Source organism: Buchnera aphidicola (Cinara splendens), from assembly GCF_900698975.1.
In the GTDB taxonomy this organism is placed as follows: Bacteria; Pseudomonadota; Gammaproteobacteria; order Enterobacterales; family Enterobacteriaceae; genus Buchnera_F; species Buchnera_F aphidicola_AI.
Genome location: NZ_LR217722.1, coordinates 332,359 through 358,718 on the forward strand (window position 1 = coordinate 332,359; position 26,360 = coordinate 358,718).

Below are 26,360 nucleotides of genomic sequence, written 5' to 3' on the forward strand. Positions count from 1 at the left end.
AATAAATGATTATGCATTATAACTAAAAAAATTTATATAATAACATCATCAATACTTATTCTGTGTTTAAAATGAATTATGAACAAAAAAATAAATAAAAAAAAAATATATATTAAAACATGGGGTTGTCAAATGAATGAGCATGACTCCTCTATAATTGAAAACATACTAATAAAAACAAAAAATTATGTTGTTACTAAAAATCCAGAAAAATCAGATATTTTAATTTTAAATACCTGTTCAATCAGAGAAAAAGCTCAAGAAAAATTATTTCACCAATTAGGTCGTTGGAAAAAATTTAAAGAAAAAAAACCTAATATACGTATCGCTGTAGGTGGATGCGTCGCTACTCAAGAAGGAAAAAAAATTCACAAACGAGCTAAATTTGTTAATATTATTTTCGGACCTCAAACACTACATAAGCTACCTGAGTTAATACATCAATCTTATTACACTGAAAATCTAGTGATTGATGTTACCACATCATCTTTAAAAAAATTTAAAAATTCAGTTAATACGCACATTACTCAAAAATTCACTTCATTTGTTACTATTATGGAAGGATGCAATAAATATTGTTCCTTTTGTATTGTACCTTATTCTAGAGGAAAAGAAATCAGTAGACCACGTAAACATGTGTTATCTGAAATAAAAAAACTTTCTAATTTAGGCGTACGAGAAGTTATTTTATTAGGACAAAATGTAAACGCATATAAAATATATAATTCTATTAATAAAAAAAAATATAATTTTTCAGATTTATTGTATGAAATCTCAAAAATTCCAAAAATAAACAGAATTAGATATATAACCAGTCATCCTATGGAATTTAGTAATGATATTATACAAGCCTATAAATATATTCCTCAATTAACAAATTTTTTACACTTACCTGTACAAAGTGGATCTAATAAAATATTAAGATTAATGAAAAGAGGTTATACTATAGAAGAGTATGAAGATTTAATTAATAAATTAAAATTTATTCGACCAAATATAAGTATTAGTTCTGATTTTATTGTAGGTTTTCCAGGAGAAACGCATCAGGATTTTAAAAAAACATTACAGTTTATTTCAAAAATCAATTTTGATACAAGTTATAGTTTTATTTATTCTCCTAGACCAGGTACCAGAGCTGCAAAATTAACTGATAACACTACTATTGAAGAAAAAAAAAATCGATTATACTTATTGCAAAAAAAAATAATTCAACAATCGTTTCAGTGGAGAAGAAGAATGTTAGGTACTATTCAATTAGTACTAGTAGAAGGTTCTGCTAAAAATAACCCGAAAGAGTTATATGGAAGAACAGAAAACAATAGAATTATTTATTTCACTGGGAAATCAGAACTAATCGGACAATTTATACAATTAAAAGTCATAAATATCAATTATAATACATATTTAAAAGGAACAATTATTTAAAGAAATAAAACATTTTTTTAATATTTATAATAATTATATTGGTAAAATACTATGAACATATATATACAAATTGCATGTAAAAAAAAATTTTTTTTCCCAAAAAAAAATTTTTTTTATCATGTTTAAAAAAAATTTTTAAAAAAAAGAAAGTAGAAATTACTATTAGATTAGTAGATCTTATAGAAATCCAATCACTTAATAAAAAATATCGAAATAAAAATATACCCACAAATGTATTATCATTTCCAGCTACTAATAGTATATATATAAAACATAAATTTCAACATTATATAGGCGATATAATACTCTGCGCTCATTACATTAACAAAGAATCCTTATTATTACAGAAAAACATATTGGAACATTGGGCGCATATGATAATTCATTCTACACTACATTTGTTGCATTATACTCATAATACTACTCAATCTGCAAAACAAATGCAAACTGCAGAAAATACAATCATGAAAAAATTAGGTTTTCTTAATCCATATAACTTATACTAAAAATTTAAAATAAATAATAAAATTAAAAAAAAAAATCATTTTATATATAAAAAAAAGACCATAAAGTTTATAAAATTAATGATGTTATAAATAAAATTTTTTAAAATTATAAGCTATAATATATAGTATCTATAATTTTTAGCTACAATATAAAAACAAATTTCATAAAAAATAAATTCTTTATTTTAATAAAAATTTTTCAAATAGTTATATGTTGTAAATATAAAAGATATAAATATTTTTAAAAATTTTATAGTAAAAATTTTTTCAATAAATTAATATAAACTTTTATCTATAGGAAAGTTATGGAAGAAAATCAATATACTCCGAAAGAGATAGAATTAATAGTACAAAAACATTGGATGAAAAATAAAACATTTTCTGTAAAAGAGGACGAGAAAAAAGAAAAATTCTATTGTTTACCTATGATGCCTTATCCATCTGGAAAATTACACATGGGTCATGTTCGTAATTATACAATTAGTGATGTAATAGCACGTTATCAGAGAATGCTTGGAAAAAATGTATTACAACCAATTGGCTGGGATGCTTTTGGTCTTCCCGCAGAAGAAACAGCTATAAAACATAAAATTTCACCACACAAATGGACTCGTCAAAACATATCCATTATGAAACAACAATTAAAATCCTTAGGATTCAGTTATGATTGGAATAGAGAATTAACTACTTGCAAACCAGAATACTATCGATGGGAACAATCATTTTTTATAAAGTTATTTCATAAAAATCTTGTATATAAGAAAAAAACTATAGTAAATTGGTGTCCTGTTGATAAAACAGTTCTTGCTAATGAACAATCTCAAAATAGTAAGTGCTGGAGATGCGGATCTACTGTTATATTAAAAAAAATATCACAATGGTTTATAAAAATTACTGCATATGCTAATGAATTATTAAAAGATTTAAAATTATTACGAAAATGGCCCAAAGAAGTTATTACTATGCAAAAAAATTGGATTGGAAAATCAAAAGGTATAAAGATAAAATGTAAAATACATCATTTGGATTATTTTTTAAAAATATATACAACAAGACTAGAAACTATAATGGGTGTAACATTTTTTGCAATATCTGTATATCATCCAATAATTTCTAGTATTCTTAAAAAAAATGCTATAATTAAAAAATCATTAGAAAATAATTCTAAAATATACAATGAATATCAAAAAAATGACAATCTAATAGGTATTAATACAAATTTACTAGTATTACATCCTATTACTAAAGAAAAATTACCTTTATGGATAACAAATTATGTCAAACATGATTATGCTACTGGTGCCATTATGGCTGTACCCAGTAATAGTAAAATAGACTATTCTTTTGCAAAATTATATAATATTCCTATTAAATTAATATTTTCAACAAATATTAACCATCATAAACAAGAAAATAAAATTTTAATAAATTCCTATCCATTTAACAATTTAACTATAAAAAAAGCTCGACAAACTTTTTCAAATATTCTAATTGATAAAAAAATAGCAAAAAAATGTATATATTATAAAATAAAAGATTGGTGTATTTCTCGACAAAGATATTGGGGCGCTCCTATTCCTATGTATACAAACAAAAAAAATCAAATACTACCAATTCCAGAACAAAAATTACCAGTAAATTTACCCAACTATATACATAATAAAAAATATACAAAATCATTAAAAGCATATACTAGTTGGCTAAATACTAAAATATATGGAGAAAATGTAATTAGAGAAAGCGATACATTTGATACTTTTATGGAATCTTCTTGGTATTATGCAAGATACACAAATCCTAATTTTAATAAAGATATTTTAGATATTAAATCGGCAAAATACTGGTTACCTGTAGATCGATATATAGGAGGCATTGAACACGCAGTTATGCATTTAATATACTTTCGATTTTATCATAAACTATTACGTGATTTTGGATATGTTAATTCTCAAGAACCTGTAAAACAATTAATCTGCCAAGGAATGGTTATGGCGGAATCATTTTATGTACGCAATAGTGATGGAAATAAAAAATGGTTATCACCAAATCATTTGAATATTATTCGTAATAAAAAGGGAGATATTGTCAGTGTTTCTCAAAAAAATGTATCAAGTAATACCGTTTATGCTGGAAAAATGAAGATGTCAAAATCAAAGAATAATGGAATAGAACCTGACTATATTATTAATCAATATGGAGCCGATACATTACGATTATTTTTAATGTTTGCAGCTCCAATAAATAAATCTCTAGAATGGAATTCTCATAGTATTATAGGTATGCATAGATTTTTAAAAAGAATATGGAATTTTGTTCATACTATAAATATAACTAATCACAAAAATACAAAAAAAATTAAACCTTACAAAAAAAATTACATATATGACCAATTAAACAGTACTATTACTGCAGTAACTCATGATATCCATAAAAAAAACTCATATAATACTGCTATTGCACATATAATGAAATTTTTTAACTTTATAATAAAGTTATATAATAAGAAACAAGTCAGTTCACACAACTTACTTGAATCGATAAAAACTATAATAAAAATGTTATATCCATTTACACCACATATTTGTTTTATATTATGGAACAGAATCAACAAAAAGAAAAATTGTATTGATGTAGAAAAATGGCCTACACCAAAATCATATTCAATACTTAACAAAAAATCAACAATCATAGTTCAAATTAATGGAAAAAAAAGAAATATTATTCAAGTAAATAATAATATTGTAAAAAAAGAAGTTATTCAATTAATAACTAAAGACGATAAAAATAAAAAATATTTTTATAATAAAAAAATTCATAAAATAATTTATATACCGCTAAAAATTATTAATTTTGTATTGTTGGAGAAAAAAAAATAAAACTGTGCTTACAAATACTATGAATTTAAAACAAACTATTGACAAGAAAAAAATACAAACATACATTATTTTAGAATCTAAATATATTTTTATTAAAGAAACTCAAGAAATTATATATAAATACATTGATAAAAAAAAATCCTGTAAAATAACTAATATAATAATCAAAAATTATACTGATTGGGAATATGTTTGTAATCAAATAAAACAACAAGATTTATTTTCTACTACACATATTTTCAATATAACTGTTTATGATTCTAATATATCTACATTTTTAAAAATTAACATGAACAAAATAGGAAATTTATCTAATGTTAAAGTTATTAAAATTTTTTATTTTCCTAAATTAAAATATAATTTTTTATGTAATAATTTTTTTCATAATTATATAAAAAGTTCTATAGTATTAATTAATAATTCCTTTTCATATACTAATAATATAAATTATTGGATAAACAAAAAAATAAAGAAAAATAATGTTAAAATTAGCTTATCTGCAAAAAACTTTTTATTAAAAAAATTCTATATTAATATTAATTTTTATGCAAATTTACTAGAAAAAATAATTTTACTCTATCCAAATACAAGAATCACATATAAAAAATTATATACATATTATACAAAAACAAAACAACTTGAATACTATGATTGGATAAAATCTATTATCCATTTCAAACAAAATCAAGCAATTAAGAAATTATATGCATTAAAAAAACAAAAATACGATACTACTATTTTAATCAATTCTTTTAAAACATTGATATATATAATTTTGTATTATAAAAATAAAATTTTTATAAAAAAAAATTACATTAATCTTACATTATATAAAAAAAAAATAATGAAATTATCCATATATTCCATAATCAAAAAAACTACACTTGAAAAAATACTACTAGCATTAAAATTACTAAAAAAAATAGAACTATGTTCACAACACAATAATAAAAAAACAGTATGGATGAATTTAAAAACATTATCTATAATTTTAATCTAAAGTTACATATTAATAAATATTACAATGAATAAATAAAAACTATCGAATTTATATATAACAATTAACCATAAGAAATTTTTACTGAAATATATTCTTTTAAACAAACACTTAATGTTAAGAGATACAGATTATGCTAATCACAGTAAATTTATTAAAATTACGATGCCCAGATTTAATCATGATGTTAAGAAAAAAAACTAGAACGTTGGAGAAAGGACAGAAAATTTTAGTCCTAACTGATGATAAATTTAGTAATACAGATATTATTTTATTTTGTAGATTCATGAAGCACACATTATTATCGAGTTCACTTAATAAAATTCCATATACATATTTAATTAAAGTTCATACTGGATAAGTGGTATGTATAAATATATAAAATATAACATTATATTATAATAACTTTATTAAAATATTTAACATACGACGTAAAGGTTCAGCAGCACCCCATAATAATTGATCTCCAACAGAAAAAGCAGAAAAATATTTTTTTCCTATATTTAATTTTTTAATACGTCCAACAGGAATATCCAGAGTACCAGATACTCGTAAAGGATTTAGTTGAGCAGTAATAGAATTAAGATTATTATCAATAATTTTTACCCATGGATTATGAGATGAAATTAATAATTTAAATTCTCGAATTGAAATATCGCGATTTAATTTAATTGTAAATGATTGACTATGGCAACGTAAAACAGGTACGCGCACGCATGTACCATCAATTAAAATATTTTTTTTAGAATTTAATATTTTGTTAGTTTCCGCCGATCCCTTCCATTCTTCTTTAGTTTGTCCATTCTTCATAGATATGTCAATCCACGGAATTAAATTACCTAATATTGGAATCTTTGAACTATGCGCGGAATTATACATATTGTTTAATGAAAAAGTAAATATTTTTTCTATATTTAAAATTGATTCGGATAAAGGCAGATGTGGAGAAATATTTTGATATACATGTTCTATCTGCTTAATCAAATTTAACATACCTTGTGAACCACTACCGGATACTGATTGATATGTAGATACAGAAATCCAATCAACAAGATGATTTTTAAATAAACCACCTAAAGCCATTAACATCAAACTAACTGTACAGTTTCCACCTACAAATGTTTTAATTCCTTGCTCAATACCTAATTGAATTGATTTTAAATTAACTGGATCTAAAACAATAAGAGAGTTATTATGCATTCTTAAACACGAAGATGCATCAATCCAATAACCTTTCCAACCATTTTTTTGTAATTTTGTATAAACTTGAGTTGTATATCTTTCTCCTTGACATGAGAGAATAATATCTAAAGTCATTAAATATTCAATGTTATATGCGTCTTCTAAACGTGTAGAGACGCTATTAGTAACCCGTGGAGGAATTCCACATAATTGTGATGTAGTAAAAAATACTGACCTAAAACCAATAAAATCATTATTTTTTTGCAAACTATCTAATAAAACCGAACCTACCATTCCTCTCCAACCAACAAAACCAACTAATTTTTGCATAATTATTATTCTCAATCATATAAATTATATATAATAAATGATAAAAATCGTATACTCATATAAATACATTATTATGTATCTCATTAAAGATAATTTAATACTTTATTATTTATTTGTTATAATAAATTTTATTATAAAAATTACAGTAAATTTACTAAGAAATAACAATTTCATTACTTTATAAAAATTAATAATCTTATTATACTATAAAAATTAACAATTTGATAAAATACTTATAGTAATTGTTACTAATATAAATTAAATTATAAAATTATATATTTTTTAAAAGACATAAAAATACAGATCACAAAAATAATTATTTCAATTCATCAAAAATTTAATTATATATATATCGTTAGTTATATATAAAAAAAATTTTATATATAACTTAAATATATAAAAATAATTATAATTATGAATTTTTTAAAAAATATTAATTAATAAAAAAACTATTTATATTTTTTTTTATTAACCAAAAATTAAGTATAATGATTTAGTAAATATATTTTTCAAAAAAAAATCATAATAATATAAGTTAATAATTAATTAAAAATATATTTATATTTCTTAAAGTACCCAAAAAATAAACTTATTAAATAAATAATTTTTCATATATATAACTTTTGTAATAAATAAATTATATTTATTGATTACAAAAAAATAAAAAATTATATATATTAAAATATATAAATAATTATAAATATCAAACATTTATATAGTTAAAAAAAATTATATAGATAAAAAAATGGATAAATAATATGTTACATATGCAAGATATTGATCTAAATAATAAAAGAGTATTTATTAGATTAGATTTAAATGTTCCATTACACAATGGAAACATTACTTCTAGTGAACGAATTGATCGAGCAATTCCAACAATACAATTAGCATTAAGAAAGAATGCAAAAATAATAATAGCCTCTCATCTAGGTAGACCTAAAGAAGGTCAGTACAATAAAAAGTTTTCTTTATTTCCCATATTTAAATATTTACAAAAAAAATTATACGGAATAAATATAATTTTTTTACAAGACTATTTACAAGGAATATCACTAAAGTCTAACCAAATAACAGTATTAGAAAATGTTCGATTTAATTCAGGAGAAACAAAAAATAACAAAAAATTATCCCAAAAATATGCTAATTTATGTGACATTTTCGTAATGGATGCTTTTGCTACTGCTCATAGAGTAGAATCTTCTACGTATGGAATTTGTAGTTTTGCAAAAAAATCATGCATTGGTCCATTATTATATTCAGAAATAAAAACATTAAAACGCATATTCCATAAATCACAACATCCTATAACCACAGTAATTGGTGGAGCTAAAGTATCTACAAAATTCAAATTATTAAATTCATTACTGAAAATTACAGATAATATGTTAGTAGGAGGAGGAATAGCTAATACATTTATTTCTGCATTTTATTCAGTAGGAAAATCGTTACATGAACAAAATTTTAAAAAAATAGCAAAAAAACTACATGAAACAAAAAAAATATTTTTACCTATAGATTCTCTAGTTAGTACATCATATTCAATAAAATCAACAGCACAAGAAAAATTAATTTCTAATATTATGCCTAATGAAGAAATATTAGATATAGGAAATAAAACTATTCAAAGTTATAAAAAAAAAATTCAACAAGCTAAAACAATAATTTGGAATGGTCCTATGGGAGTATTTGAGTTTCCAAACTTTAGAAACGGAACTCAGGAAATTGCACAATCAATTGCAAATAGTGCTGCTTTCTCTATTGCTGGAGGAGGAGATACAATTGCAGTTATTGATTTATTTAATTTAAAAAATAAAATTTCTTATATTTCTACTGGAGGAGGCGCTTTTTTAGAATTTATAGAAAATAAAACTTTACCTATTCTGAAAAAACTAAAATACTAATAAACTATACAATTATAACATTTTCATTGAAATACATTAATGATGATTTTTTTATAAACCAGGAAAAATTATGTGTAAAATTTTAGACTACATCAAGCCAGGCGTACTAAATTCCAAAGAAACACAAATTATTTTTTCGTTAGCTAAAAAACATAAATTTGCTATACCTGCTATAAATTGCATTAGTACTGATTCAATGAATAGCGTACTAGAATCTGCTGCAAAAATGCAATCTCCAGTAATTATTCAATTTTCTTATGGGGGGGCTTCTTTTATTAGTGGATTAGGTTTAAAAAATCATAAACCTCATACAAATGCAATAATAGGTGCTATTTCAGGAGCACAACATATTCATTTATTAGCTAAATATTATAAAATACCAGTTATATTACATACTGATCATTGTGATATACATAATCTTGAATGGATTAACGGTTTAATTAGAGAAGGAAAAAAATTTTTTAAAAAAAACAAACGTCCATTATTTTCTTCTCATATGATTGATTTATCTAAAGAGTCAATAAAAAAAAATATAACTATTTCATCTCAATATTTAAAAAAAATAACTAAATTGAATATGATTTTAGAAATAGAATTAGGTTGTACTGGGGGAGAAGAAGATGGTGTAAATAACCTTCACATAAATAAAGAACTATTATATACTGACACTAAAGATATTTATTATACTTTTAAAAAATTAATCAAAATTAGCAATAACTTTATTATTGCTGCAGCATTTGGAAACACACATGGAGTATATCAACCTGGTAATATATTGTTAAAACCTTCTATTTTAAAAAAAGCACAAAAATATATAAGCAAAAAAAAAACATTACCACATAACCCATTAAATTTTGTTTTTCATGGAGGATCAGGGACAAATAGTAATAATATTAAAAAATCTATTAATTATGGAGTTGTAAAATTTAACATTGACACAGATATACAATGGAATTATTGGAAAGGAGTATTAGATTTTTATTGTACAAATAAACAATATTTACATAGTCAATTAGGAAATTCTCTTAAGGCTAATCAACCAAACAAAAAATATTATGATCCTAGAGTATGGTTACGAAGCGCACAAAATAATTTAAAAAAATACTTAGAAAAAATGTTTAAACTGCTAAATTCTTTTAAAAAATTATAAATAATAATAAATATATATTCTTATTGTGAAAACATAAAATCATGATATGATTATATATCATTTTTATCATTTAAAATAAATATATAATTCTTATTAAATATTTTTAAAAGCAATATGCTACAGTATTAACAACTTTGAATTACTTAAATATATAAATTAATTGTTATTTTTTAATATTGAATAAAAATATTTATTTTTAATACTCTTTAATACAACAAAAAATGCGCAAAAAAATTTTTGCTATAAAAAAAATAATAGAAGCATTCTATGTAATAAACTGCATAAATAACATTGGTTTATGTTTTTTATTAAATAAACAAATGTTTATATCTTATATAACAAATTTATTTTTCGCAATTATTATAATAATTATTGGTTTTTTTTTTAGTCAATTTCTTGCCAATGGAGCTCTTAAGTTATTTTCTGCTCGTCATATAGACAATACTGTTTCTGGTTTTTTATCTACTTTAGCACGTTATATAGTTATTACTTTTACAGGAATTATTGCTTTAGGTCAGATTGGTGTACAAACCAAATCCATAATTGCTATAATAGGAGCAGCCGGCATGGCTGTAGGATTAGCTTTACAAGGATCTTTATCAAATTTTGCTGCAGGTGTTTTATTAATTTTATTAAGACCACTAAGAACTAATGAATATGTAAATTTAGGAAATGCTGCCGGAACAGTATTACATGTACATATCTTTTATACAACTTTGAAAACACTAGATGGAAAAATTATAATTATACCTAACGGAAAAATTGTTGCTGGTAATATTATTAATTATTCTCGTGAACCAATACGAAGAAATCAATTCGTGATAAATGTTGCTTATGATTCAGATGCAGATCTAGTGATTTCAGTACTACAAACAGTTATTGATCAAGAAGAACGTGTGTTAAAACATCCAGGTAATTTTGTTGGATTAAATGAATTTTCACCTTCTTCATTAAAATTTATTGTTAAATGTTGGTGTCATACAACAGAATTAAATTCTGTATATTCTGATTTAATGTTAAATTTTAAAAAAGCTTTAGATAAACATAATATTACCATTCCATATCCAAAAATGGATATTTATTTTTATAAAAAAATAAATAAAATATTAAAAATAAGTGATATAAATAGTGTAGAAAGAAAGAAAAAGTAATACACATAAAATCTAAAATAATATAGCGTAGAAATGTTTTCTACGCTATAAAATTATAATGCTAAGAATGTTATTAACTACCATGTTAAAAATATATCAATCCAATCAAATGAATTTTTTAGTAGAAAAGTTATGCAAAAAAATACAATCCAAAAAAAAAATTTTAAAAAAAAAAACTATTTTAATTAATAATACTTACACAAAACAATGGTTAGAAATACAAATATCTAAAAAATTAACAATTTGTATGAATACACAATATATAGAAATTTCTAAATTTTTTATTAATTTAATAAAACAATCTAATCATAAACTGAAAAGCATAAAACCTAACATATTTGAAGTAAAATATTTAAAATGGATTTTAATGTCTATTATTAGTAAAAAAAATGATTGTATATTTCTAAAAGAAAATAGTATTCAATATAATAATTATGAATTTTGTTTACATATGGCAAATGTTTTTGTTAAATATATTTTTTTTCAACCAGATTTAATTTATACATGGGAACAAGAAATAAAAAATAATATTTGGGAAAAAAAACTAATATGGCAAAAAAAATTATGGAGTATGATAATACAAAAAACAAAAAATTCAGGAATTGCAAATTTTACTGACATTATAAATAATTTTAATAAAAATATAAATAAATCTTATTTTTTAAAATTTATACCAAAAAAAATATTGATATTTTCAAATATATCTATAAATCCATTCATTATAACGATATTACATATAATTAAAAATATAACTTCAATATATTTATTTCAATATACCTTTAAAAAAAAAAAAAAATATACAAATATATCAATTAATTTTTTAATTAAAAAACAAAAATCATCATCAGAAAAAAAACAAAAAAAACTCTTATATTATAAAAAAAAATTTTTTTATAAAAAAATATATACAAACAATATTTTATATAAATTACAATACGACATATTTAAAAATTCACTGGAAAATAGTATTCCAAGTAAGATACATTATAAAAATCATCATTCCCTTTCTATAAATCAATGTAGTTCTTATTTACAAGAAATTCAAGAATTATATAAATATATCATATATATATTAAATACTAATAAAAAAATAACACTAAATAATATTTTAATTACAGCTGATAATATAAAACCTTATATTTTTTATATTAATAATATATTTAATTCTATAAAAAAAAATAATCCTATGATTCATAACATTTCAAAAAATAACAAAACTAAAAAAAAAATAATTTTAACTATAAAAAATTTATTTAAAATTAAAAATAATCGTTTTAAATATTCATGGGTATTATCTCTTCTAAATACAAAATATTTAAGAAAAAAGTTTTATATTAAATCTAGCGATATTAAAATACTATATTCCTTTATATCTGATTTATATATTAGTTTTGGATTTGATAAAAACCAATTTAAAAAAATGTCTATTCCTGAAATTAATACATATTCATGGGAATATGCAATTAGCAGAATAACAATAGGATATGGAGCACAAAAAAATTATTCAATATGGAACAACATTTCTGTATATAACGTATCTTGTGAAAAAAGCAATGTATTGTTAGGTAATTTTATTAATTTAATCATTACATTAAATCAACTGAGAAAAAAATTATTAAATAAAAAAACATTAAAAAATTGGTTTCATATTTTTACAAAAATAATAAATAAATTTTTTCATATACCTCTTAAACACAAAAAATTCTTTTTTATTCTAGAAAACAAATGGAAAAATATAGTCTCTGAAGGAATTATGATGAATTATTCAGAAAAAATATCTATTGACGTTATAACAGATATTTTTTTTAAAAATAATTATTCATTATTCAAATATGACGCATTTTTTACCGGCAAAATCAATATCACTAATCTAAAAAATATAAGAACTATTCCGTTTAAAATGATTTGTGTTCTAGGATGCATACAAGGCAGTACCCCTCCTCTAAAAAAAACAGATATATTAAATCTTGCTAATAAAAAAACATATCACGATAACAAAAATATCTTCTTTGAAACTATTATGTCTACTCAAAAATATTTTTTTTGTAGCTTTGTCAAAACAACAGATACAGAAAGTACGTCTTACGCATCAAAATATATTATAGATATTATTTTTTATCTAAAAAAAATTTTTTATACAAAAAAAAATACGTTTACTGAAAAAAAAAAAAATTACATCCATAATATATACATCAAACATAAACATAAAACAAATCATTTATATTTTATAAACCAAAAAACAGAATATTTTTTACATAAAAAAAAATTTTTTAGTAGCTATAAAAAAATAAAAAAAACTACTCAAAAAAATATTTCAATTAAAAAATTAATAAATTTTTGGAAAAATCCAGTTCAGTACTATTTCAAAAAAACATTAAAAATACCAAAAATAGACAGCACAACAGAAATTTTATCAGAAGATGAATTATTTTCTATAAATTCTCTAAATCAATTTTATATTAATAAAAAAATTTTAAAAAAAAAAATTCTAAACAAAAAAACTAACTCGTTATATAAAAAATTAAAATTACAAAATAAAATCCCATATGGATATGTTGGAAAAATTTTATGGAAAAAACAAGAAAAAAAAATAAATATTTTAGCAAAACAAATTAATACTTTGAGAAAATCTCCAATTAAAAAAAAAATCAATATAAAAACAAAAAAATATAAGTTATCAGGAATTATAAAAGAAATCAATGCATACGGTCTAATTAGATGGTCTGCTAACAAAATTAACTATAAAATTATAATTTCAACATGGATTGAACACATAATTTATTGTTCGTTATATTCATGTACAAAAAGTATATTATTAGGAATTAATAATTCAAGTATAAAATTTTTACCTTTAAAAAAAAATAAAGCTAAAAAATATCTAAAAAAATATCTCCAAGGATATTTAGATGGTATAAAAAAACCTATATTAATATTAAATTCTGGAATTATTTGGCTACAATCATTATATATTTCAAAATATCGTATATTAAATACTAATGCTGATGTTTATACGATTGCTAAAAGAAATTTTTTTACAAAATGGAATGGAAGTTCATTCTTTACAGGTGAGAAAAAAAATATTTATATACAAAAATTAATTCCATATATAAATACTACTAAAATAAAAAAAATTTGTAATACATGTAAATATTGGTTATTACCTCTTTTTAAAAATTCTAATATTAAAAAATATCATTTAAAATAAATGATATCATATTTATATAAATCCATTAACCAGAAAAATATAATATGAAATATATTTCTTTAGACATGAAAAAAATACCTGATTATGGTATTACTTTAATAGAAGCATCTGCAGGAACTGGAAAAACATTTTCTATTATTACCTTGTATCTACGTTTACTTTTAAATATTGGCATAAAAAAAACATACAAAAGACCGTTATCTATATGTGAAATATTAGTAGTTACATTCACAGAAGCATCAAAAAATGATTTAAAAAAAAGATTATACAAAAAAATTTGTCAATTACATTGTTATTGCATCAATACTAGTAATAAAAAAAGTGAATTAATTAACATTATCAAAGATATTAAGGATATAAAAAAAACTACTAAATTATTGCAATTTGCAAAGAAAAACATCAATTCTATCATGATATACACATTACATAGTTTTTTTTTAAATACACTGCGCGAACAAAAATTTCTATGTAATCAAATAATACCTATTAAGATTTTAAAAAACATAGAAAAAATAAAATTAGAAGCTACAAAAGATTTTTGGAGAAATTATGCATACGGAATAAATGAAAACATTACTGATCTTATCATAAAAAAATGGCCCACTCCAAAAAAATTATTTAATTATATCAATATTTTACTGAATCAAGAAAAAAAAAAAGTTCACTATAGTTTTTTGAAAAAAACTAATTTAAAAAAAAAATATGATAATATCATAAAAAAAATTAATAAAACTAAAAAATTCTGGAAAAAAAATAAAAATGAAATACAAACATCAATAATACATACCAATACAAATAAAAAAAAAAATCAACATGAAAAATTCAAACAATGGTTTTATCAAATAGATCATTGGTCTATAAAAATCACAAATAATTGTACAATTCCAAAAATATTAAAAAATCTTCAATTTCATAAAATACTATCAAAACAATTAATAAAAAAAAATTCTCAATATATCCTTTTTAAAAAAATAAAAAAAATTTTTATAAGTTATAATTTATTTTTTAAATACTTTATTTTTATCGCTTTAAAAAAAATACCTCAAATAATTCAAAAAAAAAAAAAAGAAAAAAGAGGATTAGAATTTGATGACTTAAATAAAATTATGTTAAAACAAATAAAATTAAAATCATCTATAATAAAAAAAAACATTATCAAGAAAAATACAATCACTATAATTGATGAATGTCAAGATATAGATAATATCCAATTTAATATATTTTATGAATTATATAATAATATGAATAATAAATCACTTATTTTATTTGGAGATCCTAAACAATCTATATACAGTTTTCGTGGAGCAAATATATTTTTATATTTAAAAATCAAAAAAAAAATAAATAAATGTTTTTTTTTAAAAAAAAATTTTCGTTCATCAAAAAACATGGTAACTGGAATTAATAGTTTATTCTCTCGTGTAAAAGCACCATTTATATGGAAAAATATTAATTTTAATAAATCATCATCATATTCAAAAAATAAAAAAATTTACTTTTCAATTAATAAAATAAAACAATCAGCATTTAATCTTATTGTTAAACATGATAATGAAATGAACACTAATGAATATTACTCGTGGATTTCAAAAGAATGTGCGCATTCTATTTATAGCTGGTTATCAGATAAATTAAACAAAAAATCAATTCTTAAATTAAGAAATCAAAAAAAACGTTGTATTCAACCTAAAGATATAGCTGTTTTGGTAAAAAATAAATATGAGGCTAATTTAATTAAACAAGAACTACACAAAAAAAAAATCAATTCTATTTATACTTCTCGTAAAAAAAATATTTTTCATACTACAGAAGCACGAGAATTAATGTTAATTATAGATTCAATAATTGATTTATCTAGTACATTAAAATTTAAAAAATTATTAATGACAAAAATATTTAATATTAGCATACATGATATTCAATTAATTAATACTCAAAAACATATATATTTTTATTTACTAAAAAAATTAAAAAAATATTACATAATATGGAATACCGTTAACATTTCGCAAATGATTGCTAAAATAATAGTTGATTTTAATTTATTAGAAAGAAATACTTTGATACAAAAAAATAACATTAATATACAAAATATTACTACTATATGTAAAATTCTAGAAAAAAAAAACCAAAGTATCACAAATAAATTTTTATTAATCATATGGTTTAAAAAAAAAATTTTACAAACAGACATTGATAGTAATAATATTATTTATACTGAAACAGTAAATGACACAGAATATACAAAATCCATCAAGATAATTACCATACATAAGTCAAAAGGATTAGAATATCCCGTAATATGGATTCCTTTTTTTAGTAAATTTCAAATAAAAAAAAGTAATTCTATGTCTTCTAAACATGTTTTATCTGAAGATTTACGTTTGCTATATGTAGCTATAACTAGAAGCATAGTACACTGTAATATTGGTTTAGCAGTAATTTCTAAAAGAAAAGAAAAAAAAACAAGTTATAAAAACTATACAAATTTTCATAACAGTAGTTTAGGATTTTTAATACAAAAAGGAAAAAAAAGTAGTTTAATTAAATTAAAAAAAGAATTACAAAAAATACAAGATCCTAAAATTTTTCAAATAAAATATACATGCAAAATAAAAGAAACAATTTATAAAAAAAAAAATATACAAAAAAATGATCTAATATATTTAAATGTATTAAAAAATATAATCAATCCTTGGAATAAAATTAGTTTTTCTAAAATTGTAAAAAAAAATTTATTTTACAAAAAAAAATATATTCTATCAATTTTTCAAAAAAAACCGTCTACATTAAAAAAAAATCAATATTTATTTTGTAAAAAAAATATTCATAAATTTCCTAAAGGAAAAGAATATGGAGCTTACTTGCATAAAATTTTTAGACAAATAAACTTTAAAGAAAAAAAAAAAATAAAAAAAACTCTTACTCAATTAAATTGTTTATCATTATCTGAAACATGGATAAATAAATTATATACTTGGATATGCATTTTTATATCAAAACCACTATACAAAAACTGTTTAATTTTAAATCAGTTAAAAAAAACAGAATATCAAAAAGAAGTAAAATTCACTATGCCTATAGAAAAATCCATCGATATAAAAAAATTAAATTCTATTATTAATAATTTTGACCCTTTATCAAAAAAATGCACAAATATCAATTTTGAAAATGTTTCTGGTGTGCTTACTGGAGTCATAGATTTAATTTTTTTATGGAAAAATAAATACTATATTATTGATTATAAATCCAATTGGTTAGGACCTAACTATACTTATTATACCCATAAAAATTTTCAAAATGAAATAATTAAATATCGATATGATATACAATATCAATTGTATAGTTTAGCTATGCATCGTTATTTAAAATTAAAGATTAAAGACTACGATTATAAGATACATTTTGGAGGAATTTTCTATTTATTTTTGAGAGCATTCGATGAAAAAAATGATTCTAAAGTTTATTTTGTTAAACCTAATTATTTATTAATACATAACTTAGATAATTTATTATACGGAAAATTATATGATACCCCAAAATAAAAAAAAATTTTTTAGAATAATTAACAGCGCAAAAAATAATAATAAAATTCTTTGTATAAACTTTTATTTTTGTTTTAATAAAAATTTCGCAAACATTGCTCCAGAAGTAATATTAGTGATGTTATTTTTAAGTCAATCATTATATTCAGGACATACATGTATACCGATAAAAATATTTAAAAAAAACAAATTATTTTCCCAAAAAAATGATTTATTTTTTAAATTATTTCAACTAGTAAGTGAGGATAACGGGAACTGGTTTGATATTGTTATCAATAGTAATGTATGTAGTAATGGAGTACATAAAACTCCTTTAGTTTTAGAAAGAAAATATTTATATATATATAAATATTGGTATTCTGAAACAAAAATAATTGAATTTATTTACCATCAAAGTTCAAAATTCAATACCAAAAATATACAAAAATACAAAAAACTAATAAAAAAACATTGTTTAAAACACATTGATTGTAATCAAGCAATAGCTATTCAAAAAGCATTATTAAATAAAATATGTTTTATTATTGGAGGACCGGGAACAGGAAAAACTAGTATATTAGCATATTTAGTTTTAGTTTTAATTAAAAATACTAAAAAAAAAATTAATATTCATTTATCAGCATCAACTGGAAAAGCTACTGCTAAATTAACTCAATCAATATATTATATTTTAAATAAAAAAAAAATGAATAAAAATGAAAAACTCTCATATCCTAAAATCGGAGTCACTCTTCATAGTTTATTTAATATTCAAAAAAAAAATAATCAATGTAACGATCATTACATTAAATCATATGAAAAAATAGACGTATTAATTATAGATGAATGCTCTATGATAGATTTAAATATGATGGATATTATTGTTACTAATATAAAAAAAAAAACAAAAATAATATTTGTAGGAGATGTTAATCAATTATCTCCTATAGAAAACGGATCTGTTTTAAAAGAAATATGTAATATAGAATATCAAAGATCATATAAAAATACACAGTTAAAACAATTGAATAATATAAATAATCAAGAACAGAAAAGACAATATATTTCTATTTTAAAAAAAAAATATAGATTTATTAAAAATTCAGGACTAAATAATCTTATTAATTTATTGGAAAAAAAAAAATATTTCAATATATCAAATTTTTACAAAAAAAAATATCCAGACATTATATGTAAATCATTACAAACACAATCTAAATATTTTAATATGTTGAAAAAAATAAAAAAATATTATAAAAAATATATAAAATTTTTAAAAAAAAAATCTAGTCCTAAAAAAATAATCCAAAAATTTAATAAATATCAAATTCTATGTTCAGTAAAAAAAGGAATATACGGAACAAAAAAAATAAACAAATACTTAGACCAATGTTTTTATTATAAAAAACAAAAAAATAAAAGAAAAAAAAATTTTTTTTATCACGGAAAACCACTATTAATTAAAAAAAATAATACTTCTTTAAAACTAATGAATGGAGATATTGGAATTTGTTTGATCGTAAATAATAAAATTAACGTATATTTTATTCTTCCAAACCAAAAAATTCATGTAGTTGATCCATATATTCTATTCAATTACGATACTGCATGGTGTATAACTATCCATAAATCTCAAGGATCAGAGTACTCTTCTGTACAAGTTATTATTCCCAATAATTTATATTCAATACTATCTAAAGAATTATTTTATACTGCCATTACTCGAGCAAAAAAAAAAATTACTATATACGCTAATAAAGACATAATAAAATTTATGATAAGAAATCAAAAAAAAAGATATTCTGGATTAAGTAGAAAAATTTTATAATTAAAAATTATGGTTGCGGGAATTGGATTTGAACCAACGACCTTCGGGTTATGAGCCCGACGAGCTACCTGACTGCTCCATCCCGCTATCAATTTTTAATATTATAACATAATAAGAATTATGTACAACCTTTTTATAAAAATATTTCAGTTAAAATAAAATTTTTAAATTAAAAATATCTATTTTAAAATAAGATTATAATAAAATATTATATTATTAATTTTTATATTTATAATACTTATCAAATAATAAAAATATTTAAAAAATACAGAGAAATTCATCATGAATCCTTCAAAAAGAAGAAAAGCAAGAGAACTAGCCATTCAAGCAATTTATGCATGGCAAATTTCTAAAAATATTGTCATATCAGAAATTACGAAATATGTTGTTCATCACAATAAAAAATGTTCATTGGATATAGAGTACTTTAATCAAGTAGTTTCCGGAGTTATTAAAAATGTTCACTATTTAGATAATATTATCAAATTACATATATCTCAAACAAACATCAGAATAAATCCAGTTGAACAATCGATATTAAGATTATCTGCTCATGAAATTATACAACGTATAGATATTCCATACAAAGTAATTATCAATGAAGGAATAGAATTAGCAAAAATATTTGGATCAAGTAAAAGTCATAAATTTGTTAATGGTGTTTTAGATAAAATTATCTATGAAAAAAATAAAATTAAAACTATCCAACAATATAAAAAATAAACAAAGTTAAAAATTTAACATTGTGTATATAATATTTCAAATTACTAATTATATAAATTTTATATATATTATAAAAATATAACTATCAATTTTATAATAAAATATCCAAAAAAAAAATTAAAATAAATAATTATTTATAATATAAAAATTATCTCTTGATACATATCAATGAAAAAATTCTTATGGTATCATTTATATAAATACTAAATGTATATCAATCAAATTAAATACTTCATCTATTATATAAAAATACAACATGAAAAAATGGAATAAAAAATTTGCACAATCTATTGCAAACAAACTAAAAATCAATTTAAATGAAAATCACTGGAATATTATTTTTTGTATGCGAGATTTTTATAAAAAATACAATATTACACCTTCTACTAGAATGTTATTAACGTATATGAAAAAAAAAAAAATATTTTTGACTAGTCAAGATTTATTTATCCTTTTTCCTAAAGGATTCATGAAATATGCTAGTCAAATATCTGGATTACCAGATAACAGTAACTGTTTTTAACAATATATTTATTAAGAAAAATTTAAAGATAAAACAATACTAGTAAAAAAAATCACAAAAATAGATAAAAAAAACATAATTCGAGACCATTTTTTATAAGAAATAAAATAATTCTCATGTATTATAGAAAATAAAAACCAAGAAAAAATACATACACTTACATACAAACAACTAAAAATATGCACATAATTAAAATAATATAATAATAAATTTAATAAAAACATATTTATAATACAAATTGATATACATTTTTTTGTATATTTAAAACCATATATCGTTGGAATAGTAGGAATATTTGCATCTTGATAATCTTTATATCGGTAAAGTAAAATAGAACAAGCATGAGCTATTTGCCAGAAAACAAAAATAAAAAATAAAATCACACAACATCCATCAATTTTATTACTCACAGCTACATAACCTATAATTGGTGGTAAAGAACCAGATACACTACCTACAAATATAGAATAACATGATTTTTTTTTTAACCATACAGAATAAAGAATTACATAAAAAAATATTCCTACCATCGATATTACCATACATAAAAAACTTATATATTTTAAAAAAACATATAAACCAAGAAAACACAAAAAAATAGCTAATAAAAATGAACAAACTAATAATTTATTATTAGCATGAGCACATAAAACCCTGTTTTTAGTGCGATTCATTTTTTTATCTAAATGTCTATCGATAATATTGTTAAAAACACACGATGAAGAAATTATACAAATAATTCCTAATATCGTTTTTAAAAATAATGTTTTTAATAATTTACCGTGAGAAGCTAAAAAAAAACCACCAGATAAGCTAACTATATTACCTACAATAATACCTGGTTTTATTAATTCAAATATTTGTATTATCTTATGTATTTTTACAGAAAAAAAAAAATTTAATATTAGTGATGTAAATGATCGAAAATCCATAAAGATCCTATAGTAATAATACTAATAATTATACTTATAAATACTAGAGATAATATAATAAAAACATTTTCTTTTAAAAAACGCATACCCAAAAAATATTTAAAATAAAAAAAAATTTGCATGCTAATTAATAAAAAACAAAAATATACGTAGTAAAAATAAGAACAAAAAAAATTAGCTAATACAAAAAAATATACAAACATAAAAAAAGCAGACAAAAAAAAACCAACAAAAAAATTTTTTTTAATAAAAAACATCATAACTTTTATAAATTTATCTTTTATTTTTATAAACATCATCAATACCTCATTAATATTCAATATTTCTGATTTATTATTTTAAATATACACATGCAATTAATATTGTCCATATAATATCTAAAAAATGCCAAAATAAACAAAAACAAATCACTGAAGTGTTCACGAAGAAAGAAAAATTAAAAACAAAAATCTGAATAATTAAAACTAATATCCATAATAATCCTAATATAATGTGTAAGCTATGTGCTCCTAAAATAACAAAAAAAGAAGAAAGATAACCATTAGAAATAGGATAAAATCCTTTCTCTAGAATTTGTAAACATTCTGAAATTTCTAATGCTAAAAAAATACTTCCTAAAATTAGAGTACATAATAAAGAAATTACAACATGTTTTTTTAAACGTTTTTTTAAAAAATATTTAACTAAACTACAAAAAAAAGAGCTACATAACAGGATAAATGTTTCTAAAAAAATCATTTGTCTAGAAAATAAATGATTTTCTTTTAAAAAATTATTATACCCATGTCTCGACATTATAATGTGGACCACAAATAACACAGAAAAAATAATACAATCACTCATTAAATAAATCCACATACCAAAAATATTTTTATTTTCTAATGAAAAATACGAAACATTTTTTTTTTTTTTATTCACTTATAATCCTTATATAAAATTTATTTTCTGTTCTGCATAAGTTTCACTTATTAAAAATCTTTTTTTATGTTAAAAAGAATATTATTTAGAAATAATATATCCTTTATCTATTTTGAAGGATATAAAAAAAACACTAAAAATAATACCAAATAATGAAAAATATACTAACCACCAAATATGCCATACCATAGAAAAACCTAATATTGTAGTAAACATACTAATAACTATACCCATATAGGTATTATTCGGCATATGAATAGAGTCAGAAATACTATTTTTAATACAATTTTTCTTTTCATGTTTTTCATACCAAAAATTATCTATTTTTTTAACAATAGGTATATTAGAAAAATTATATACTGGAGGAGGAGAAGGAATAGACCATTCTAATGTTCTTCCATTCCAAGGATCTCCACTGATATCTTTATATTCATGAGAATGTCGATTTTTAATAGATACAATTAATTGAATTAATTGACAAATAATACCTAATAAAATCATAAATGCACCCATAGTTGCAATTGTTAATAAAAAATGATATTCATTATCAATATTTTGACTTAATCTACGAGTCATACCCATGCACCCTAATATATACAAGGGAATAAATGCTATAAAAAAACCAGTAATCCAAAAAACAAAAGAAATTTTTCCCCAATACTCATTTAACTTAAAACCAAAAATTTTAGGAAACCAATAAGTTATACCAGCAAAACAACCAAAAACAACGCCTCCTATAATAACATTATGAAAATGAGCTACTAAAAATAAACTATTATGAAGAACAAAATCTATTGAAGGTATCGACAATAATACTCCCGCCATACCACCAACAGTAAAACTAATTAAAAATCCTATTGTCCATAGCATAGAAGAATGAAATTGAATCCGACCACGATACATAGTAAATAACCAATTAAATATTTTCACTCCGGTAGGAACAGCAATAATCATGGTAGTAATACTAAAAAAAGAATTTACGTCAGCTCCTGAACCCATAGTAAAAAAATGATGCAACCATACTAAAAAAGATAAAATAGTAATAACAATAGTAGCCCATATTAAAGAAATATAACCAAACAAAGATTTTCTAGAAAATGTCGATACAATTTCTGAAAAAACACCAAATATTGGCAATATCAATATGTAAACTTCTGGATGCCCCCATATCCATATTAAATTAACATACATCATCATATTTCCACCCATATCATTAGTAAAAAAATGAAAACCAGCATATCGATCTAATGATAAAAATGTTAATGTAATAAATAAAACAGGAAAAGATATTAATATAAGAATATTAGTACATAAAGCAGTCCAAGTAAAAACTGGTAATTTAAACATTGTCATTCCAGGAGCGCGAAAATTAATAATAGTCACTATAAAATTAATCGCAGTTAAAATAGTGCCAAAACCCGAAATTTGTAAAATCCAAATCCAATAATCAACACCTACTCCAGGACTATATTTAATTCCCGATAAGGGAGGATAACCTAACCAACCAGTCTTAGCAAATTCCCCTATCCCTAAAGATAACATCATTAAAATAACTGAACTAACTGTTAACCAAAAACTCAAATTATTTAAAAAAGGAAACGCTAAATCTCGTGCTCCAATTTGTAAAGGAACAACAAAATTCATCAATCCAATAACTAATGGCATAGCAACAAAAAAAATCATAATTACACCATGAGCTGTAAATATTTGATCATAGTGATTAGAAGGCAAGATACTGATGTGATTAGGTAAAGAAGAAAAAAATTGCTGTAATCGCATCATTATTGCATCCGAAAAACCTCTAAAAAACATAATAAAAGCTAATACAAAATACATAACAGCAATTTTTTTATGATCCACTGAAGTAAACCATTGACTCCATAAATAGTTCCACTTTTTTAAGTATGTAATATACGCACATATACCTACTGAAAAAAAAATAATCGCCATACATGTAATCATAATAATTGGTTCATGAATAGGTATAGAATGAATAGTTAATTTTCCAAACATTATTATTTACCTTCAAGTATAAAATATATATTACATTAATTATTTTTATTAAAAAAAACTTCAAAAATCACTATTATACAAAGGGTCAAACATGTTTTTTATTTTATAAAACAAAAAAGGATCCACATATGAAAAATATTGTATATAATTTGTTGTATTATCACGCGATAAATGTAAAAATTGTTTTTTAGAAAATAATACATGATGGTGTGATCGTATTTTTTGAATCCATGTATTAAATCCTTGAATATTATCCTGAACACAAACTTTAAATTTCATGTTAGAAAAACCAGAACCACTATAATTAGAGGAGATTCCTTTGTATACACCACTTGTATTAGCTATTAAGTGTAAATCTGTTTGCATGCCTGCCATAGTATAAATTTGACTACCTAAATCAGGAATAAAAAAAGAATTCATAATAGATTGTGAAGTAATTTTAAAGTGTATTGGAACATGTTTAGGAAAAGATATTTCATTAAAAGTAGCTACTTTATAATAAGGATAAATAAACAACCAACGCCAATTCAAAGAAATTACTTCAATGACAATAGGTTTATTAAAATTTACCTTTAAAGGTTTACTAGGATCTAATTTATGTGTAGTTAACCAGGATAAATTAGCTAAAAAAAATATTATAATAACTGGAATTATCCAACATACTGTTTCTAATAAATACGAATGAGACCAATACGGTATATAATCTGAATAAACATTAGATTTACGATAGTAAAATGCAATTATTATAGTTAACAAAATAACAGGAACTACAATAATTAACATAACTCTAAAAACTAACAAAACTAACTGCAATTCATTTTTTAAAATATATCCATAAGCATGAAAATGTATATTTTTACTTAAAAAAAATAGCAGTAAAGACAAAAAACTAACAAAAAATATGGTTAAAATTTTAAACATATCATATTTATTAAATATTTTCATAATTTTAAACCTACATAATACAATATATTTATTTCTTGATATTATAAAAAAATCAAAAAAACAAACAAGCAAAAAAATAACATATATTGTAGAAAATGTTTAATACTTCAATTAGAGTACACAATAAAAATAAAGTTTAATAATTCTAAATTGACAGCTATTATAATTATATTGTATATTAAAAATAATAATATATTTATCTATATAAAATGCTATCTTTAATATTAA

Annotated in this window: 19 protein-coding genes and 1 tRNA gene; 13 read left to right on the forward strand and 7 right to left on the reverse strand. The window is 21.2% G+C overall.

The features are described 5' to 3' along the window. Positions 1-78 precede the first annotated feature (78 nt). From miaB to BUCISPPA3004_RS01440, 5 genes are all read left to right on the forward strand, one after another. On the forward strand, positions 79-1,425 hold the full coding sequence (gene miaB / locus BUCISPPA3004_RS01420; RefSeq protein WP_154048958.1) for a tRNA (N6-isopentenyl adenosine(37)-C2)-methylthiotransferase MiaB: 1,347 nt from the start codon (positions 79-81) through the stop codon (positions 1,423-1,425). Between the two features lie 86 nt (positions 1,426-1,511). Further along, a complete protein-coding gene (ybeY, locus tag BUCISPPA3004_RS01425) occupies positions 1,512-1,931 on the forward strand; it encodes an rRNA maturation RNase YbeY (protein WP_154048959.1) in 420 nt (139 codons plus the stop codon). A gap of 305 nt (positions 1,932-2,236) precedes the next feature. Further along, the gene (gene leuS, locus BUCISPPA3004_RS01430; RefSeq protein WP_154048960.1) at positions 2,237-4,807 is read left to right on the forward strand and encodes a leucine--tRNA ligase; all 2,571 of its coding nucleotides are present in this window, start codon (positions 2,237-2,239) and stop codon (positions 4,805-4,807) included. Positions 4,808-4,826: 19 nt separating this feature from the next. Then, positions 4,827-5,807: a hypothetical protein gene (locus BUCISPPA3004_RS01435; RefSeq protein ID WP_172598692.1), complete on the forward strand. Its 981-nt coding sequence runs from the start codon at positions 4,827-4,829 to the stop codon at positions 5,805-5,807. Between the two features lie 130 nt (positions 5,808-5,937). Continuing rightward, a complete protein-coding gene (locus BUCISPPA3004_RS01440; RefSeq protein ID WP_154048962.1) occupies positions 5,938-6,165 on the forward strand; it encodes a sulfurtransferase TusA family protein in 228 nt (75 codons plus the stop codon). Positions 6,166-6,200: 35 nt separating this feature from the next. Here BUCISPPA3004_RS01440 and asd read toward each other — a convergent pair whose 3' ends face one another. After that, complete coding sequence (asd, locus tag BUCISPPA3004_RS01445) at positions 6,201-7,316, reverse strand: aspartate-semialdehyde dehydrogenase (RefSeq protein ID WP_154048963.1); 1,116 nt, start codon at positions 7,314-7,316, stop codon at positions 6,201-6,203. A gap of 758 nt (positions 7,317-8,074) precedes the next feature. On the opposite strand from asd, the gene BUCISPPA3004_RS01450 reads away from it, so the two are divergent. From BUCISPPA3004_RS01450 to recD, 6 genes are all read left to right on the forward strand, one after another. Beyond that, positions 8,075-9,220 carry a phosphoglycerate kinase gene (locus tag BUCISPPA3004_RS01450; RefSeq protein ID WP_154048964.1) on the forward strand — a complete coding sequence of 382 codons (1,146 nt, stop codon included), beginning with the start codon at positions 8,075-8,077 and terminating at the stop codon, positions 9,218-9,220. A gap of 70 nt (positions 9,221-9,290) precedes the next feature. Continuing rightward, positions 9,291-10,370 carry a class II fructose-bisphosphate aldolase gene (gene fbaA, locus BUCISPPA3004_RS01455; RefSeq protein ID WP_154048965.1) on the forward strand — a complete coding sequence of 360 codons (1,080 nt, stop codon included), beginning with the start codon at positions 9,291-9,293 and terminating at the stop codon, positions 10,368-10,370. Between the two features lie 254 nt (positions 10,371-10,624). Continuing rightward, positions 10,625-11,521, forward strand: a complete 897-nt coding sequence (gene mscS / locus BUCISPPA3004_RS01460) for a small-conductance mechanosensitive channel MscS (RefSeq protein WP_172598695.1) — start codon at positions 10,625-10,627, stop codon at positions 11,519-11,521. 58 nt (positions 11,522-11,579) lie between these two features. After that, positions 11,580-14,726: an exodeoxyribonuclease V subunit gamma gene (locus BUCISPPA3004_RS01465; protein ID WP_154048967.1), complete on the forward strand. Its 3,147-nt coding sequence runs from the start codon at positions 11,580-11,582 to the stop codon at positions 14,724-14,726. A gap of 44 nt (positions 14,727-14,770) precedes the next feature. Continuing rightward, on the forward strand, positions 14,771-18,271 hold the full coding sequence (recB, locus tag BUCISPPA3004_RS01470) for an exodeoxyribonuclease V subunit beta (protein ID WP_154048968.1): 3,501 nt from the start codon (positions 14,771-14,773) through the stop codon (positions 18,269-18,271). Beyond that, positions 18,255-20,078 carry an exodeoxyribonuclease V subunit alpha gene (gene recD, locus BUCISPPA3004_RS01475; RefSeq protein ID WP_154048969.1) on the forward strand — a complete coding sequence of 608 codons (1,824 nt, stop codon included), beginning with the start codon at positions 18,255-18,257 and terminating at the stop codon, positions 20,076-20,078. Before recB ends, recD begins: the two co-directional genes overlap by 17 nt. Positions 20,079-20,088: 10 nt before the next feature. Here the strand turns inward: recD and BUCISPPA3004_RS01480 are convergent. After that, positions 20,089-20,165: transfer RNA gene (locus BUCISPPA3004_RS01480), tRNA-Met, on the reverse strand. Between the two features lie 195 nt (positions 20,166-20,360). On the opposite strand from BUCISPPA3004_RS01480, the gene nusB reads away from it, so the two are divergent. Next, positions 20,361-20,801 carry a transcription antitermination factor NusB gene (gene nusB / locus BUCISPPA3004_RS01485; RefSeq protein WP_154048970.1) on the forward strand — a complete coding sequence of 147 codons (441 nt, stop codon included), beginning with the start codon at positions 20,361-20,363 and terminating at the stop codon, positions 20,799-20,801. A 256-nt stretch (positions 20,802-21,057) separates the two neighbouring features. Further along, the gene (locus tag BUCISPPA3004_RS01490; RefSeq protein WP_154048971.1) at positions 21,058-21,324 is read left to right on the forward strand and encodes a TusE/DsrC/DsvC family sulfur relay protein; all 267 of its coding nucleotides are present in this window, start codon (positions 21,058-21,060) and stop codon (positions 21,322-21,324) included. An 11-nt stretch (positions 21,325-21,335) separates the two neighbouring features. On the opposite strand, the gene BUCISPPA3004_RS01495 is transcribed toward BUCISPPA3004_RS01490, so the two are convergent. From BUCISPPA3004_RS01495 to cyoA, 5 genes are all read right to left on the reverse strand, one after another. Continuing rightward, positions 21,336-22,256 carry a protoheme IX farnesyltransferase gene (locus BUCISPPA3004_RS01495; RefSeq protein ID WP_154048972.1) on the reverse strand — a complete coding sequence of 307 codons (921 nt, stop codon included), beginning with the start codon at positions 22,254-22,256 and terminating at the stop codon, positions 21,336-21,338. Next, positions 22,229-22,552: a cytochrome o ubiquinol oxidase subunit IV gene (locus tag BUCISPPA3004_RS01500; protein WP_154048973.1), complete on the reverse strand. Its 324-nt coding sequence runs from the start codon at positions 22,550-22,552 to the stop codon at positions 22,229-22,231. Before BUCISPPA3004_RS01500 ends, BUCISPPA3004_RS01495 begins: the two co-directional genes overlap by 28 nt. A gap of 37 nt (positions 22,553-22,589) precedes the next feature. Then, a complete protein-coding gene (locus tag BUCISPPA3004_RS01505; protein WP_154048974.1) occupies positions 22,590-23,174 on the reverse strand; it encodes a cytochrome c oxidase subunit 3 in 585 nt (194 codons plus the stop codon). An 81-nt stretch (positions 23,175-23,255) separates the two neighbouring features. Next, entirely contained in the window at positions 23,256-25,187 is a 1,932-nt protein-coding gene (gene cyoB, locus BUCISPPA3004_RS01510) for a cytochrome o ubiquinol oxidase subunit I (RefSeq protein ID WP_154048975.1), read from the reverse strand. A gap of 60 nt (positions 25,188-25,247) precedes the next feature. Then, positions 25,248-26,132 (reverse strand): ubiquinol oxidase subunit II, encoded by an 885-nt coding sequence (gene cyoA / locus BUCISPPA3004_RS01515; protein ID WP_154048976.1) that lies wholly within the window; start codon positions 26,130-26,132, stop codon positions 25,248-25,250. Between the last annotated feature and the right edge of the window lie 228 nt (positions 26,133-26,360).

Coding starts and splice junctions, on each gene's coding strand:
- cyoA (WP_154048976.1), bottom strand. CDS start 26,132: ATGAAAATATTTAATAAATATGATATGTTTAAAATTTTAACCATATTT.
- recB (WP_154048968.1), top strand. CDS start 14,771: ATGAAATATATTTCTTTAGACATGAAAAAAATACCTGATTATGGTATT.
- BUCISPPA3004_RS01500 (WP_154048973.1), bottom strand. CDS start 22,552: ATGTTTATAAAAATAAAAGATAAATTTATAAAAGTTATGATGTTTTTT.
- BUCISPPA3004_RS01490 (WP_154048971.1), top strand. CDS start 21,058: ATGAAAAAATGGAATAAAAAATTTGCACAATCTATTGCAAACAAACTA.
- miaB (WP_154048958.1), top strand. CDS start 79: ATGAACAAAAAAATAAATAAAAAAAAAATATATATTAAAACATGGGGT.
- recD (WP_154048969.1), top strand. CDS start 18,255: ATGATACCCCAAAATAAAAAAAAATTTTTTAGAATAATTAACAGCGCA.
- BUCISPPA3004_RS01450 (WP_154048964.1), top strand. CDS start 8,075: ATGTTACATATGCAAGATATTGATCTAAATAATAAAAGAGTATTTATT.
- fbaA (WP_154048965.1), top strand. CDS start 9,291: ATGTGTAAAATTTTAGACTACATCAAGCCAGGCGTACTAAATTCCAAA.
- leuS (WP_154048960.1), top strand. CDS start 2,237: ATGGAAGAAAATCAATATACTCCGAAAGAGATAGAATTAATAGTACAA.
- asd (WP_154048963.1), bottom strand. CDS start 7,316: ATGCAAAAATTAGTTGGTTTTGTTGGTTGGAGAGGAATGGTAGGTTCG.
- BUCISPPA3004_RS01495 (WP_154048972.1), bottom strand. CDS start 22,256: ATGGATTTTCGATCATTTACATCACTAATATTAAATTTTTTTTTTTCT.
- cyoB (WP_154048975.1), bottom strand. CDS start 25,187: ATGTTTGGAAAATTAACTATTCATTCTATACCTATTCATGAACCAATT.
- nusB (WP_154048970.1), top strand. CDS start 20,361: ATGAATCCTTCAAAAAGAAGAAAAGCAAGAGAACTAGCCATTCAAGCA.
- BUCISPPA3004_RS01440 (WP_154048962.1), top strand. CDS start 5,938: ATGCTAATCACAGTAAATTTATTAAAATTACGATGCCCAGATTTAATC.
- BUCISPPA3004_RS01435 (WP_172598692.1), top strand. CDS start 4,827: ATGAATTTAAAACAAACTATTGACAAGAAAAAAATACAAACATACATT.
- BUCISPPA3004_RS01465 (WP_154048967.1), top strand. CDS start 11,580: ATGCTAAGAATGTTATTAACTACCATGTTAAAAATATATCAATCCAAT.